At 46.6% G+C, this 15,923-nt stretch carries 13 protein-coding genes; 5 read left to right on the forward strand and 8 right to left on the reverse strand.

Annotated features, from left to right (window positions below; translation table 11 throughout):
* Nucleotides 1-216 precede the first annotated feature (216 nt).
* The 3 genes from IT291_09200 to IT291_09210 form a co-directional block, all read right to left on the reverse strand.
* Entirely contained in the window at nucleotides 217-2,376 is a 2,160-nt protein-coding gene (locus IT291_09200; protein MCC6221401.1) for a phosphoenolpyruvate carboxylase, read from the reverse strand.
* A gap of 436 nt (nucleotides 2,377-2,812) precedes the next feature.
* Nucleotides 2,813-3,067 carry a hypothetical protein gene (locus IT291_09205; protein MCC6221402.1) on the reverse strand — a complete coding sequence of 85 codons (255 nt, stop codon included), beginning with the start codon at nucleotides 3,065-3,067 and terminating at the stop codon, nucleotides 2,813-2,815.
* Nucleotides 3,058-3,324, reverse strand: coding sequence for a hypothetical protein (locus tag IT291_09210; protein MCC6221403.1), 267 nt, complete (start codon nucleotides 3,322-3,324; stop codon nucleotides 3,058-3,060). Before IT291_09210 ends, IT291_09205 begins: the two co-directional genes overlap by 10 nt.
* A 203-nt stretch (nucleotides 3,325-3,527) precedes the next feature.
* On the opposite strand from IT291_09210, the gene IT291_09215 reads away from it, so the two are divergent.
* Together IT291_09215 and IT291_09220 are read left to right on the forward strand one after the other, a co-directional pair.
* Nucleotides 3,528-3,851, forward strand: a complete 324-nt coding sequence (locus tag IT291_09215) for a type II toxin-antitoxin system RelE/ParE family toxin (protein ID MCC6221404.1) — start codon at nucleotides 3,528-3,530, stop codon at nucleotides 3,849-3,851.
* A gap of 1 nt (nucleotide 3,852) precedes the next feature.
* Complete coding sequence (locus IT291_09220; GenBank protein MCC6221405.1) at nucleotides 3,853-4,161, forward strand: transcriptional regulator; 309 nt, start codon at nucleotides 3,853-3,855, stop codon at nucleotides 4,159-4,161.
* A gap of 127 nt (nucleotides 4,162-4,288) precedes the next feature.
* Here IT291_09220 and IT291_09225 read toward each other — a convergent pair whose 3' ends face one another.
* The 4 genes from IT291_09225 to IT291_09240 form a co-directional block, all read right to left on the reverse strand.
* Nucleotides 4,289-4,435, reverse strand: a complete 147-nt coding sequence (locus tag IT291_09225; protein ID MCC6221406.1) for a hypothetical protein — start codon at nucleotides 4,433-4,435, stop codon at nucleotides 4,289-4,291.
* A gap of 255 nt (nucleotides 4,436-4,690) precedes the next feature.
* The gene (locus tag IT291_09230; protein ID MCC6221407.1) at nucleotides 4,691-8,524 is read right to left on the reverse strand and encodes a tetratricopeptide repeat protein; all 3,834 of its coding nucleotides are present in this window, start codon (nucleotides 8,522-8,524) and stop codon (nucleotides 4,691-4,693) included.
* Nucleotides 8,524-10,536, reverse strand: a complete 2,013-nt coding sequence (locus IT291_09235; GenBank protein MCC6221408.1) for a polysaccharide deacetylase family protein — start codon at nucleotides 10,534-10,536, stop codon at nucleotides 8,524-8,526. Before IT291_09235 ends, IT291_09230 begins: the two co-directional genes overlap by 1 nt.
* Nucleotides 10,493-12,139, reverse strand: a complete 1,647-nt coding sequence (locus IT291_09240; protein ID MCC6221409.1) for a glycosyltransferase family 2 protein — start codon at nucleotides 12,137-12,139, stop codon at nucleotides 10,493-10,495. The genes IT291_09235 and IT291_09240 overlap by 44 nt, the downstream gene beginning before the upstream one ends.
* A 400-nt stretch (nucleotides 12,140-12,539) precedes the next feature.
* Here IT291_09240 and IT291_09245 point away from each other — a divergent pair, with 400 nt between their 5' ends.
* Nucleotides 12,540-13,607, forward strand: a complete 1,068-nt coding sequence (locus IT291_09245; GenBank protein MCC6221410.1) for a hypothetical protein — start codon at nucleotides 12,540-12,542, stop codon at nucleotides 13,605-13,607.
* 67 nt (nucleotides 13,608-13,674) lie between these two features.
* On the opposite strand, the gene IT291_09250 is transcribed toward IT291_09245, so the two are convergent.
* The gene (locus IT291_09250; protein ID MCC6221411.1) at nucleotides 13,675-14,064 is read right to left on the reverse strand and encodes an aspartate 1-decarboxylase; all 390 of its coding nucleotides are present in this window, start codon (nucleotides 14,062-14,064) and stop codon (nucleotides 13,675-13,677) included.
* A 178-nt stretch (nucleotides 14,065-14,242) separates the two neighbouring features.
* On the opposite strand from IT291_09250, the gene IT291_09255 reads away from it, so the two are divergent.
* Nucleotides 14,243-14,908, forward strand: coding sequence for a hypothetical protein (locus IT291_09255; protein ID MCC6221412.1), 666 nt, complete (start codon nucleotides 14,243-14,245; stop codon nucleotides 14,906-14,908).
* 43 nt (nucleotides 14,909-14,951) lie between these two features.
* On the forward strand, nucleotides 14,952-15,923 hold the full coding sequence (locus tag IT291_09260; protein MCC6221413.1) for a deoxyhypusine synthase family protein: 972 nt from the start codon (nucleotides 14,952-14,954) through the stop codon (nucleotides 15,921-15,923).

A 15,923-nucleotide genomic window follows, 5' to 3' on the forward strand; every position in this document is an offset into this window, starting at 1 on the left:
AGCACCTAAACGACGGCCGCATATTCTCCACCGACAAGCGCGACTTTCACACCTATCGCTGGAAAAACCGAAAGCCATTTAAGAATTTGCTACTTGGTAGCGAATAGAAAAGTTTTAAGAAAACAGCATAGAAATTTCAACCTTTGACCAATAACCTCAAGCCGGAATAAGGCGAGAACGAAAAAACCGTTCTCGCCTTTCTTCCAACTCCGCCATTTATCCACTAGTTCCGCACGAGTGGAAAATGGCTATAAGGCAGTTGAGGATCGCTTCCCTGTGTGCGCCACTCTCGGGAAGCTTACCTCCAGACTCAGAAAGAAGTACGGCAAGCTCCTTTCTGAAAAACGACGATGCCGCCGCCCTCTCGGGGTCTCCGAGAAGGCCAAGCTCTTTGAACGCTGCTTGGCCTGCCGCGATATCGGATTCTATGAGCTCAACTACGCTCATAGAAAAGCCATCCTGCCCGGCTATTGCCTTGGTGAGCGCGAGCAGTCCCGCCGGATCACCAAGCGCATACGCCTCGGCTAGACCCTTCAACATGTGCCTTGCCAGTGGCACATGCAGGAGCGCCTGCCCAAGCATGCCGACAGCCGCGGAATCGCGTTTAAAAATGCGTTTCAACGCGGTCCCGGCACCGAGAAGACTGATGCCCATGCCGAAGGCCGCACGGCCTGTCAGCACGGAGGTTATCGCTCGCATGCCTTTGAGCGATACCTCTCCCATGCGTGACACCGGTCGCGCACGGCGGGTTACCTCAGGGACCAGGAAACACGGCGACCCCGTGTTTAGCCAATCCCTGAGGGCTTGGGAATGGTAGACGTGCTCACCATACCACTCCGATTGTTCCCGCCCCCAAGCCTGCAAAAACACTTCGAATTCCGTGTCGAGGCTTTCCTCAGCGGTGCGGAGGCATACATCTGGCCTGGCGGAGTTGTGGCCCCTGGCGCCGTAGGCCACGGCGATCCCGTCGCCTTGCAGCGTCACCAAGACCTCCGAGGGGAACGTAGGGTTGGCGGGCGGCAACATGGAGACTACAAAATCCTCGATGTTCGTTACCCCCCCGCGGGCGATGTCGGCACCTGCGCCAAGCTCAACGCCGAGCTCAGTGACTCCCAGCTCCTTGGAGAGCTCAAAGATTTTCTTTATGGTCTCGCGGGCTTTCAAGGTCGCCCAGACCATGCCACATTCACGGCCGGCATCGGAGAAGCCGACCATAAAAATGGGCCTTACCGGCATGCGGCCAGTCTTGCGGAGGAACTCAATCCAGGCCTTCCAAGTCGATCGGGCCTCGCTCAGCCCGATCGATGTTTCGAACAACGGTATGACCGTTGTTCGAGGGCCGTATTTGTCGAGGATTTGCTGGGCATTCATCAAATCCTCAATTTTTTCGGTGCCCGAAAGCACCGCAGTTGGTATCTCCTCCGTTGTGGCTGAAACATCCCTTAGCCCCAAAAGAATGTCCTTCAACCAACGGTCGTTGGCTGAGAACAAGTCTTCACCCTGGCCCGAGTTTGTCGATGTCCAAAGCCCGTTCAGAGCTCTGGCATCGAATCGAGGTTGAGGGGTCCATAGAGAAAATCCGAACTCGCGCACATCCCGTATAACCGCCTCGACTTGAGTCTCTCTGGGCTCGAGTTCGGCGAGGTCCGTGAGAAACTCTGCTACCAACGAATAAGCTTGGGGCGAGCTCCCAAGCCCATCCTTTGTAGCGGATAGCCGGATAATGATCCGGCTGAGTTGGTCGCAGAGCCGGGGCAAGGCAGCCCGCTCCATCGGAATTAGACGTGCAACATACCAGGAGATCATCTCCCTTCGCTCCTGGTTGGCCATCTCCCTCAAAGCCCTGCCATTAAGGTGAGACGATTCGGAACTATGGCCGTCACTATCGAATCCGATCCATGTGACGACCTTTCGCGCCGCCAGGATCGTGGCGCTGTAGAGATTTCGCAGCTGTGAGTAGATCTCTGGCGGCATTTTGTAGCCGCCGATATTTAGCACAATACTCGCGCGCCATACCCTGTCGATCGCAGCTGGGATATCCTCTTGCCGGGCGATTCTGACGAGCTCTTGAAGAGCACGTACCGCCCTCAACATCTCGTCGGAAGTCGTCGAACAAGGATGCGGTGTCAATACATCCCTTACGACAACCGTCTTCCCCTCTACGGGGCCCCTCCTGCGACCCTCCCTTTCGAGAGTGTCGATAACGGCCCGTTTCGTTAGCAACCAAACCGAAACGGTTCTGCAAAGGTTCAACCGCATTCCTGGGCAGGCAGGGAATGCGGTGACCTCAATTGACACGTCCTCCCCTTGACGCGTCAATTTTAAAAAATTTTGCAAATTCTTAAACTCCGGCAGACCTTCTACTGCGTCTGCCAAAGAACATATTACCTCACTCCTGTTCCCTATCATGCCACACCACCTCTCTGGGGCTCACGCCCCAAAAAACCCTAAAATAAAACTAAAATTAAAAAACTTTTACGAAACGCCGCAAAAAAACCTTATTTAGTTTCTATGCTGTTTCCCTTCTAGCGGGCACACGTATAGCGTGCCTCTAAAAGGGAAACAGAAAATTGCGTCTGCGCTTATGGTGTGGATTTTAAAGAACGGCGAAGTAAAAAATGCTTGGGGCTAAAAGTTTTGCCCAGCTCAGTAGTATACCGTGCTTTGCATACGTAGGCAAAATGAGAAATTGCTTCGTCGGGTAGTTTTTATGGGGAACTTTCCAAAGGATTGAATAGAATAAGTGTTCGGTTCGGTTTAGTGGCCTGTATTAGCGTCTGCTAGTACTTATGCCTACAGAAAGCTTTAATCCTTAGGCAAAAACCCGTGAAAATTCTTCAATTCGGTCACTTAGGATGTCGCCTTGGTAGAATTTGGGCAAAATGACATCCAAGAAGTCACGGGGCTCATCTCGACCGGCTAAAGCCAGGACCTTGTTAATTGCGAGATCCACTGCATGGAGCTGATAGCCCGTTGTCGCATTGTAAATAGCAGGCATGAATCGCCATGCGGTGTCATGCGCCCACTCTAGTTTAGTGCTATTATCCCCTTGCGGAGTTAGCGGCATAGGCGTTCGGCAATTTCCCAAGCTTGACGGTTCCCGTGTTTTCTAAGTTGCTCAGCAATCCAATGAATATCGGCCGCAGTAATTTTTAAATTTGGATCGTATGACCAAAAACAAGCCGTTCTAAATTTCTTAAAAGCACGCTTGGCCTCGCGTAGCCTCACCATGCTCTGCGCCTGTGTGGTGCTTAAACTGCGTCGGCTCTTTGTGCCACCACGCCGTCCAATTTCAACCAAATATTTTCTAACTTCATCGTCCACCTACATATCGTAACCCGCTTACGATGCGGAGTCAATCAAAAACCTAATCGCTGCACATCTCATCTACCTGGCCGGACTTTTGCCGAATCGAGACAGGCTAATCGGTATGTTTGTAACGGCCTTGTCTTTTATTTAAGCTATTAACATTGAACTTAGAAAAAAACTCACTTGACTTATAGTAGCTTTAAAACTACTATATGCATATGCAGTTAGTTTTTTACCGAAGGCCAAATGGCAAGGAGCCTTTTGTGGAATGGATGAGGGGTTTGAGGGATAAGCGGGGGAAGCAGCGCATCGAGGCGCGCCTCAATAGGCTTTTAGACGGAAATTTTAGCGATTGGCGTGCGGTTGGAAACGGCGTGAATGAGCTTAGAATACATTTTGGCGCTGGGTATCGGGTATATTTTGGAAGAGATGGTAGCGAGTTGGTAATTCTTCTTTGCGGCGGCGATAAAGGGTCGCAAGAGCGAGATATCGTTAGGGCGAAGAAATTATGGTTAGAGTATAAGCAAGATAGAGAGAACTAAAATGCCAACTGTTAACTACAAGGATTATCTCTATGAGGAGCTAAAGGACAAGGATTACGCGGCCGGGTATCTAACGGCGTGTTATGAGGATTCACTCGAATCGTTTTTAGTAGGGCTTAGAGATGTAGTGGAGGTTCACGGAGGAGTGCGTGAGCTTTCTAATACCACAGAGCTCAATCGTGAGAATCTTTATAAATTGCTATCCGAGGAAGGTAACCCAAAGTTAGCTAGTTTACACTCCATACTTAGCGCCCTCGGATTTAAGTTGCAGATTAATGTTGCCACAGAAGGGAAGAAAGAAGCAGCTTAATGTAAGCTTCTGTAAATATAATTATCTTTAACAACTTCTCCTCTTTTCGAAAATAATAATCAGCAGTGTCTTTATGCCGTTACTCTAGCTAAGAACTTCTTTAAGCTCGTCGCGAAGTTTAAAACCATTAGTCGAGACTTACATAGGAGTGATTGGGAAATAGCTCAGTAAGTAATGTGGTTTTCCCCGTCTGGCGGGCACCAGTAAGAACGATAGCTGGAAATTGTTTAGCAAGATCCTCGAGTTTGCTAGAAATATCTCTATGGTATTGCATAGTTAGCAATTTGGTAAGTAAGAGTCCTGAATTTCAGGAATATTATATCTGTTTTGCGGCGAGCAGAAAAGGCAAAAAGCAAGACCTACTGATACCCTCTCTAACCGCCTTTTCACAGAACCTGCACTCCTATGACGCCAAATGCGCTAGGCGCGTTTGTATGGTAGTTTTTAAAAACTTTGTCTGCTTATCCTCAAGGCCGATTTCTTCGAGGCGCTCTATCCAGGGGGCAAGTTTGGTGCATCTTAACATGCACTAAAACAAATAGTGTAGCGATGCGTTAATAACTAGATTGTCGTAATCTGGCACTCGAGAGTAAGTCATTCCTACAAGTCCTTTTGTTGAGTCGGTGATGTCAGCATTGAGTTGAAAGAGCACATCGCTAGAGAAACGATTCCCATTTGGTCGGTCGTGCGCCCATCCAGAGCTAGCTTTGGCATCGAGCGAAAATACTTCGTTCAATCGGTCATTGAAGTAAACGTTAAATCGCCCAGCCGTTAGCTCATCTGGTGCATAGTAATTGGGAGACGTGCCGTTTGCATCTCGGTACACTAAGTCCGGCCCAATAGACACAGAGCTTAGTTGTCGCAACCGATAACGCACGTCAAATCTAAAATCTGTCCTTTGAATATCGTCCGAATAGTCAATGTAGCTAGCATTTGCTCCAAAGAACCAGTTTTCCAGGAATCTCTGACTTAAAGTAAAGTCAATTTGCGAGGAGTCGATTTCTGCGAGTTTTGCCCTAAGCGAATCGATATCTCTCTGTGACCAACGAAGCGACAACGCTGTTCTATCGCCTTCGTATTGAGATGCTAGCCAGTAATTAAAAGTGTTGTCGCCTTGATCAAAATTGCGATAACGCACGGCTGCGTCGACGGATAGAAGAATGGGAAAAGTAAAACGCGCACCACTGCTAATCTCGCTAGCGGTGCGGCTTTCGCCTACATTTCCTCGCAGATTGCTCATTCCTGGTTCTAACCATATATGCGCTCTGTCATGCACCGGATAGTCGGCTCTCGCGGCTGCCTCATCGTGCCCGTCATTGTTTGAATCCTCTTGATAAAGGTACCTAATTTCAACAGAGGGATTAATGTGCCACTTTAACTTATGATTAAACTCGTCAATCTTGGCACGCAGTGCCGGCTCGACTTCCTCGGCCTCTAATGATGCCAGGCGAGCGCGTGCTTCTGGAAACTGACTCTGTTGGTAGTCCATTGATGCAAGGTAATACTGAGTATAAGGATCCTCACTTATCTCTGTAAAAGCCTCCCTCGCTTCAGAAAATCGGCCCTGTCTATATTTTATTGCGGCAAGGCCCTTGGCTGCTTTGGCAACGTGGCTTTTGGTTCTTAAATGCGATACCAGCATGGAACCAGTCCAATCCTCTGGCACGGAAAATCTTTGCAGCACGAGCAAGTTCTCGCTATCTGCATCCAAGTCAATGCGATTATAGGCAGCTTGATCCTGAATAAATGCGAAGCGAAAGTGCTTTCCTAGCAAGTGCTCGTTAATATTTAATGCGTTGCGAACATTTCCGGCATCTTCCTGTCCAGCCTCGGAAAAAGGCAGAGCAAACCCACTAACCTTTATTGTCGGTATGTTTTCGTCAATGCTGTTAATTGAACGTCGATAATCTGCGTCTAATCTGCTAACAAATTCACCGGGAGTTTCGAAGCGTCTAGATGCAGTGTGCCATTCATAATTGGTAAGAAATGGCCCTTGTCGACCTTCGCTGTCCACTGTTATTGGGTTATGGGCCTTGTGGCCGTGGCTCTGCAAATCCCATCGGCCAGTTGCGTAATATTGTCTAATAATATTCCAATCTCCAAAGAACGGATGTCCATCGGCAAGCAAGCCGGTTGGAACAAACATAGTGGCGTTCATGCCGTACCGCTTGAGCACAGGATCTGCTAAACTAAAAGCATCAATTCTCGCATCGTCAAAGGTGACGAGAAAGGGACGAGGCGGCGCTGGCAGCTCGCCGTCAATTATGCGGCGAAGCTGCTCAACTGTGATGCTTGTAAAACCTGCATCCGATAGAGCTTTTAATTGCTCATCAAACTGCGCCTGAGAGATATTGGCGGCGCGCTGATGCTTCCCAATCCCGTGATAAAGCAAAATGGCAACGTCTATGGAATTCTTAGGTGTTTGTCTAACACTCTCATAGAGCTTGTTAGCTGCCTTAAAATCTCCAGCATCCGCCAGTATGGCAGCGCGGAATAATTCTTCCTGCTCGCGTGTTAGAAAGAATTTTCGGTTTCTATCGAGATGTTTAATCGCTTCATCCAGTTCTCGTAGGCCAATTAGCGTCGAAAGCAACCCCGCGAATACTCTTCGGTTATTTGGAATCTGCTCCTGGAGGATTCTAAACTCGCGTAAAGCCTGCTCGAAGTTCTTGTCTGCAAGCTCTAGTTCCGCCAAGGCAATCTTAATCTGAGTACTTAGTGGAATTCTTTGCCGGGCGGCGATCAAAGTCCTTCGCGCAGTCTCGTTATCGCCTTGCTTTCTGTAGGCTTCAGAAAGAGCCACCCACATCCGTTCATCATCTGGAAAATGCCTCAAGGATTTTTCTCGGTAATCAATACTCTCCTTGTCGTCTCCTCGGCGCAAGGCGTCGTTAATTAGCAAACCATAAAGCGCCTTATTTGGCCCATATTTAGACAGTCTGTCACGGGCGTGTCTCAGAGCACTCTCATACTTACCTTGTTCGTAGAGACTGCGGATCCAAAATACGTGGGCTCGCTCGGAGTTGCCACCGAGATTTAGCACTTTGCGCCACTGCTCCTCACCCTGCTCGAAATCGTGATACTGCATTAGCGTATCGCCGAAGAATTGATTTAGGCCGAGGTGACCAGGGAATTGGGCGAGATAGTGTTTAGTCTCCTCTCGTGCTAAATCAAAATTATCTGTTCTTAAAAGCGCTTGAACTCTAGTTAGGGCGGTATTAGGCTGGTCAGGATTCAAAACGAGGCTTTGCTTCGCGTATGCTGCGGCTTGAGCATAGTCGCCAGCATGTATGCTGTGTCTTGCCAGTAGCGATAACGGCTCTGGGTTTTGCGGACTTAGGTCGGCATATTGCAGCCAAATTCGCCGAGAGTCCTCTAACCTATCGTTCTTCCAGTAGGCCCAACCTAAGTTTCGCAATACTTCTGGCTTGACAGAGGAGTTTTTAATTCCGCCTTGGTACCAAAAGTCGGCTTGGCGAAGATTCCCCAGTTCCAAATTCACATCGCCCAAAGGCTTGAAAACAGGTTGATTCTTTGGGTCGAGCTGAAAGGCGGCTATCCAGGAATCGATAGCACGGGATTCATAGCCAGCTCGGCGGAAGGCCCAGCCCAAATCTACCAAATGGCCCGGTTCATTGGGAGCGAGTTTGCTCGCCATGGCAAACAACTTTTGCGCCTGCGCAAAATCGCCCTCCAAAAAGAATTGCTGCCCTTCACGGGAATAAATGATAGCCAAATCCGCGCCTAGGTCTGGAAAAGCAGTTAGGTGCCTAATCAACAAATCTCTCGCTTCGTCTGGACGTTTCAAACTTACTAAGCAGCCCGTTGTTCGCCTTATTGAGACGTTGGCAAAACCCTCTACCTCAATTAGCTTTTGGTACTCGCGAATAGCTTTCGTGCAGTCACCTAGTTGCGCATAGGCATCGCCGACAGCTAGCGATACTTTTGGCTGTGCAGGGTTTAACGCAAGGCTTTTATCCCAATAATAAATAGCGGTATTGAACTCATCATGGTGGCGAAAGTCGTTTGCTAGCGAGTTTAGAAAATCCACCTTTGCCCCGCTAAGTTTTATTAACGTATCGAACACCTGTCTTGCCTCAGAGAATTGCTTGAGTTTTACCGAGGTTCGTCCTAGATTTTCCCAGGCTTTTAGCAGAGCAGGATCCTTTTTGGTCGACTCCTTGAATTTGCTAAATGCCTCGGCATAGCGCCCTTCTCGGTAATAAACACTCCCCTGATCCAGAGCCTCTTGTCCTGGGGAGGCTGCCAAGGAGCAGTGTGGCCAAGAAAGGCCAATCAGTAGCGAAAAGTAAAGGACAGATAGTAACAACCAATTTCGAAAGTCCAAAGTTGCTAATGACATTAAGTTTCCTCCATTGGCAAGAGAGCTTTGCTCGATTTACTGAGAAAGGCGCATATGTTGTCACTCGATGAAACCTTTAGACCTGGTGCTGAGGCGGTTGTAGTCGCATGAGATGTCCATATGATTTTCTGTGGGTTTAGTTCTTTTGCTCTGGCGGCAAGCTTGTTTACCTCGGATAACTTGAAAGCTTTAAGTTCGTCGAAAACTAAATATACGATTGGCGATTTTATTTTCTCAATGATCCGCAACGCTGATTCTTGCCATCCCTCTGCAGTAATGTGGATCTTCCCCTCTGTTTGTTTATCAGGTAATTGCGGCATGATACATATTGCCGGGACGAAATCTAATCCAAAATAGTCCGGCGCGATTTTGTAAAAAATATCTTCTGCCCCTATTCTCCAAGACTTATTGCCTGCGACAGCCCATTGGATGGTGCTCAAATGAGTTAGCATATCGCTCATAATGTGCGTTTTTTTAACCTCTTCAGCGGATGGAAAAGGCTCCAATACTCTCAATGTATTTGGCAATACTTCAAACTTGGTATCCGCTAGTTCAACTCGCGATTTGTCTGTGGAATCCGTCCAGCTGACAACGCCAATTTCTCCCTGAAAGTGCGAGGGCAATTTTATTGGGCGATCGAAAAGCAATTTGCCATTCCATTCTACCCACATGCCATGGCCGCGTTTGATAATAGTTAAACTATGTCTCTCGCCTTTGGTCGCTCCAAATGGAGCCGAGCGCAGATTAGTAATCTCGCCCGACTCATTGCTAACTTGGACATGTAAACTTTGCTTATCGCCGCCAAATCTGACCAAGGTATCGGTTGTCGGAGATTTCTGTACAAACCAAAATTGCCCGCTGTCCAAACGCAAGATCGTCGAAAGTCTCCAGTTATTTGCATGTGGCCCAGAGGGCAACCACATATCTGCTTGAGGGCTTCCTTGTAGAGAGCAAACCTTGCCATTAATATCAATTTGTCCCTGAGAAATTTTCCACAGTCTTTGAGTTGAACTGTTGTTTCCATAAATAGTTGGGGAGATAATGCTACTTTCAATCAGCTTTGAAAAGTTCTCGGTACTCATGCCAGGAGGTACTCTAAGCTGATTGATTTGGCTTGCTTTATTTAAGGAAGTGTTCAGGCCAAAAAGATCGTCTGCAAATGCTACGTATCGATTAAGTTCCGGAGATCTGTTGAATCGCTCTGCCAATGCCTGCTTCAGGGGAATGCCGATTAACGAGTCCTTTGTTCGACTAAAAGAAAATATTCTGTGATCTGATATGCGACTGCTTGTGTCGGTTACATTTGCGTCAATGCGAGCTATGGCTCCATCGAGAAGAGTCTGCTGCGATGCCAGTGAAGCGCGAATCGTCGAATTCTCTTGAGAGGGCGGCTCGGCAGGGTATGAGTTGTTACCTTGTGAGTGAGAAAATCCCGATATAGTGAAATCCCACAATCCGCTTTGGGCCATTTGTTTAAGCTTCCCCCAGTATAAGAATGTAGTATTTCGCAACTCGATTCTGTCTGCGTTAATTTCCATCACGGCGGGCCATTGGAGAGCTTTAATTATGGGATGCACCGACTCGTACGTGGAGAGATAAGCGTGATCGAACGTTAGAAGAACAGATTTTTCGGGCAGCAAAATGCCTTCATAGTAAAAATCGGCCAGGTGCTTTAGGCTTATCGCTTCAAACCCCAAACTGTTTAACGTTTCAATGTGAGACTGAAATTGTTCAGTGGATGTGCAGAGATGGTCAGCGCAAGTCTTGTTAATTCGGTCATATTGGAGAGCTAAAATTAAAGGATCCCGAACTGTCTTTTGAGACCACTTAGCTAAAGGAGTGGGAGCAATTTCCCAGTGGATATAAGAGTCAACAATAAAAATCAAACAAACTATCACTACTAACCACCATATGCGATCTTCTCTGTGAACTCTATACCGCGAAACTTTCGTGCCTGTCGTGGCCATACTACCGTGTGCCCCAATGATTTCGCCTAACAGTAAACATGGCATAGTAGGTTTGCCAAACGAGAACAGTCATGTAGAAGAAGCTAAAGGCTATGCCATAAAGCCAAACTCGATCTCTATAGAAAATGAGATAGACAAGGCTATAAAGCATCGCCATCAGAAAGGCTCCATAAATGTAGACATACGAGAGGGAGTGAATGGTAAATAAGGGAAACACCAGAGCATTGAGTATGACGATTGGCGCCATCAGCGGGAACATTGCCCCTAGATAATAGAAAAAGCACGCTACTGGATGCCTTTTCCACATGAACCTACAACCAATCAGCGTTTCTCTCAGCCACGACTTCTTCCAACGGAGTTGTTGGCGAAAAAACTTACCGTATTTTTCGGGAACGATCGTAGTGCATACGGCTTCGGAGTCATAAATGACGCGATATTTTTTCAACATGTAGTTGGTAAGACTGCGGTCATCGCCAAAGGTAGCTTCATTGCCAAGAAAAGTCTGGTTTAGCCATTGATCCAGTATCTCCATCACGTATTCGCGCCGATACGCTGCTAGACATCCAGAGCAGCATGCTACCGTTGAAAAGATAGACTCGGCGGCCTTGATAATCCGAAATGCGACGAAATATCTAACTTGTTGCATTTTGGTCAAGAAATTTTTTGCCGTGTTAGTAACGTTAGCATGTCCACAGATCGCCCCAACTTCCCTGTTGACGAAACCCTGCACTAATTTTCGCAAAGTGTGGCGTTCAACAAAGCTGTCCGAGTCTATAAAGACAAGTATTTCACCTCTAGCCGCTCGCGTTCCAGCAGCCATGCCGTGTCGCTTGCCGAGGTTCTTTTCGAAGTTAATTACTTTCAATGTTCTGTGATCTGCACCAGCCAGGCGCATCTCGTCGAGAGTGTTGTCGGTGGAGCCGTCATTGACAGCAATTACTTCAATGCGATCCGAGGGGTAATCGGATTTATAAATACAATCGATTGTCTTGCGAATAGAATCTCCTTCATTGAAGCAAGCAATAATTACTGAAATATTTGGCAAGTACCCCACGTATTTAGGTGGCCGATAGAAGCAAGAAAAGAAAAATCGCGATAGTATGTAAAATGACACTACTAGACTGTAGCTATTAAGAAACACCTGGTAGTTAAAATATTTTACATTAAACGACTTAAGATAAATCACATTTATAGTGCCGAGTACAAATAAGATGAGTGCCATCCAGGGTAACGTCGAATTGACAAAAACCTTTCCTCTCTCGCGAGTCGCAGCCATGAATGCCACTTCATATACGTATCGACTTTCTTCGGATCGAGGATCGAGTGCATACGTGATGTTAGTAGTGATTTCTGCGCTCACTCGATTACGTCGAAAGATTTTCCGAGGATCAAATATTCCCGAGCTAAACTTATGTGCCTTTTTACTGACGTCGGTGTTTTCTAGTCGCAGACTAATGTAGTCCCCAACTCTTAAATAATTCTTTGTTTCTAATGTGGCGCCTGAGAGATCGACGTTTAGTAGTCGACCCTCTTTCATCCCCCCAAATATTGTAGGTACCCAGGATAGTTTCCAAAGTACATCTATCGCACAAAGATCTTTCTGGTCTGATGCGACTTTAGCCGTTGACGAGGTTCTGTTATTTTTCATTTGCAGTCCAAATTCTGACAATAGGGTTCTATGCCCTTAAGTTGACTCAACCGCTATCTTCTACTGAGGTATTTTTTCCTGAGCGACGAAAATGCTATAAAACCACTTAACGCCCAGCTCTAATGCAATTTAAAGCAACGCGCCTATTAACAGCGCGTTAGCTCTGTCGCGATTTGCCTGTCACACCTATGCGTGGCCAACAATGTTTGTAGGTTCGCCATTGTTGGCCACGCAAAAATCGCTCTGATAAGATTCAGAGGTTCTTCTGCTAACAGCAAATCGCAATATGGTCAAGGTGCTATTTGAGTTTATTTTGAGTTGCAAGTGGAAAATCTTATGTTAGATTTTTTCTCTGAAAATGTGTTGTGTCCCAGTTCGCGAGTAGAGCCCTAGAGATTAAGTGATCAGGAAATTTCAAATATCAATTGTTTTGCTCAGTGTTTTATTTTGTGGATGTGGAGTGAGTGGCAAGGCGCCAGCGAGGTCTACCGAATTCGGTGCATGGATCACGTATTGGGGTGCTGAACGAGCGATGCCAGTGTTTAATTTAGAGCCGGCTGTGTTTGGAGAGGCCCTTTTTTTCTATGGGCAATTAGATGCCCTTGGGCAGGTTGCAGTCGTCGAAGAGGCGGCTCTTCCGAGAGAGCTACTAGGTCGATATCCGCAGACGATAAGCGCCACATGGTTTACGGTTGTTAACGATGTAAGGTTGTCGAACGGAAAATTTAGTCTAAAAGACCCTAACGTAGTGCATGAAATACTGTCGAGCGAATCCTTATCGAGCGAGCATCGACAAGGTATAGTGGATATTGCTAGGCATTACGGATTTTCGGGCATAGATATTGATTATGAAAATCTGTGGGTCGAAGACAGAGAGTTGTTTTCTAATTTTATTGATTTGCTGGCTAAGGATTTGCATTCAGTTGGACTGCAGCTTGCGATAACCGTGCAACCAAAAACTGAAGAAATTAACAGCGATGGCGCCGGCGCTATGGATTGGGAGCGCTTATGTCAGAGCGCGGATCGCTTGCAAATTATGCTCTATAACCTACATAGTGGCAGAAGTAGTCCAGGGCCAATCTCAAATATTTCTTGGTTAAAAGAGGTCATGCATTACGCTAGCAGTAAGTGCGATAAATTTCGGATTATTCCGGTACTGAAGGTAGTAGGACGGGAGTGGGGAGCCGAAAGTAGTCGAGATATAGAATATCGCGAGGTAGCTCAATTAATCGAAGCTCATAACATCGATATAGATAGAGAAGAAGCCGTTAATGGCAGTACTCCATATTTTACATATTTTATTAAAGGTGAACTCAGAACCGTCTATTACGAGGATGCTGAGAGCCTAGCAACTAAGACGCTAGCGCTTAGATCGCTTGGTTACCCTCATGTGATATTCTGGGGGCTTGGCAATCACGACCCATCACTTCATTCTGAGTTGTTTCGCTTAAGGGCAGGCACCTTATGAGCCTCGCTCGCAACCTTTACCTGAACTAGCGGACATGAGTAGCTCACGTTATTCACCACTTGCCGCACTACCGAGGACGTGTATGCGGTCCCGGAATTTCGCAGTCGATTTCCGTTGGCTTATTGTTTTTATCGACAAAAACGATCCGTGGTTTAAAACTCTTCATTGTGTCCTCGTCGATTTCGACGAAAGCGGCTATTATTATCTTGTCGCCGGGATGGACTAAATGGGCAGCGGCACCATTAATGCATATCGAGGAGTCCTGATTTTCAGCACTTATTGCGTAAGTCTCCAACCGGCTACCACGAGTAGTGTTCCAGATTTGCACGGCTTCATATTGCTTTATGTCGGCTAAGATCATTAGCTCTTTTGGAATGGTAACACTGCCCTCGTAATGAAGATCGGCATGAGTCACAGTGGCATTGTGAATTTTTGCTCGCAAAAATTTTCTGTAAATAGACATAAAAATAGGTGTAAATATGTTAGAGAAAATTTCTATTGATGGGGTCTTGAAGTTTCCTAGTAAATGACTATATTTGTTACTTGTTCTGAGCGATTTTTAAAAATTACAGACGCGCTTAACGTCTTGCACTGCTGAGCGTTTCATAACTGTATAATGTTCTTTACACGCTAACATGGATCCAGAGAAGCTGCTTTTAAAAATTAGCTCCGGAAAATCCCTATCTAGTAATGAACTTGCTATGGCAGCTAATGTCTTGGAATCCTTTCTCGGTCAGTCGACCGAGAAGGAAGCCAATATAGATGATGCTTACTCGTGCATACTGGTTCTGGGAAAAGCGGGCGCAAGGCAGTTTAGAGCCTTGTTCGAGCGTTTTTTAGCCGTTAAGGATCCACTCACGGCGGCACTAGTGTTAGATATATTGTGCCTGCAATGGGGGGAGACAGAAACGCATCTTCAAAGTGTGTTAAACTATGCACTGGGAGTGGCTTGGGATCGCGAAGACGATGTTCGCCAAATGGCTTTTAAAATAATTGGAGAGTATCTTAGAAGTTGTGCGGATTTTTCAAATGGGAATGTCGACTTTTCTAGAAATGCTGATCTAAAGAGAGAGAAGGCTAGAATATCTGGTCTTTTTGACTTATTAATGAATGCGTTTACCAATGAGAAGTTATCGCCCTGGACTAGACAAAGCGCATATTGTGCACTAAGTCGGGCATGGGGAAAGGAATGGGATGAGCTTCCGGCGGATTGTTCCTTGATGGATTTTAGTGAAACGTCGGGCGATGTCGATGTTACGACTTTGGAAAATAGTCGCGCATTATTGCGACGCTTGGGCTAAATAATTGCATATCGAGCAGAGTTATCAGTTGAATTGAGGAGTAATGGGCCAAATGAAAATAAGAGATTTTGTAAACATTCACTACCGACATTTTAATGCTGCGGTAGTTCGCGATGCCGCAAAAGCGTACGTCGAGCATTTGGACAGTGGCGGAAAGATGTTTCTCGCCATGGCTGGAGCTATGAGTACTGGCGAGCTAGGAGTCTCGTTAGCAGAGGCAATAAGAAGGGGTAAGATCTCTGCTATCTCTTGCACTGGAGCCAATCTCGAGGAGGACATTTATAACCTTATTGGACATGATGGCTATGAATCTCAAGCAAATTACAAAGAGCTTACTCCGGAAGCGGAGGCTCAGCTGAGGGATCAGCGTCGTCGTCGAGTTACCGATATAACAATTCCAGGTGAAACAATGTCGGAAGTCGCACTAGCTGTGCAACCGTTATGGAAAGCTGCGGATAAAAAGGGCGAGAGCTATTTCCCATACGAATATTTTTACCAACTTATAGATAGCGGCGTTTTGCGCAAACAGTACAAAATAGATCCAAAGGATTCATGGGTAGTGGCGGCTTGCGAGAAAAAAATACCCATCTTTACGCCCGGTTGGGAGGATTGCACGCTGGGCAATTATTTGGTTGCGGACGTCTTAAAGGGCAATATATCGTCTACCTCTGTTGTGAAATCCGGCTTGGACCAGATGAGCCATTTGGTGAAGTGGTACAAAGAAAATAGCTGCGATACATCTATTGGTTTTTTTCAGATCGGCGGTGGAATAGCAGGTGACTTTGCAATCTGCGTAGTCCCGTTAATTATTGAGGATTTAGCGGAGGACGCTAGATACTGGGGATATTTTTGCCAGATTTCCGATAGCACGACTTCCTATGGTAGCTATAGCGGCGCGTCTCCCAACGAAAAGATTACTTGGCTAAAGCTCGATGTCGAAACGCCAAAGTTTACCATTGAATCGGACGCCACAATAGTAGTTCCCCTGATTCTTGGCTATGTCCTCGATTGGTGA

The sequence above is a fragment of the Deltaproteobacteria bacterium genome (assembly GCA_020845775.1).
GTDB lineage: Bacteria > Bdellovibrionota_C > UBA2361 > SZUA-149 > JADLFC01 > JADLFC01.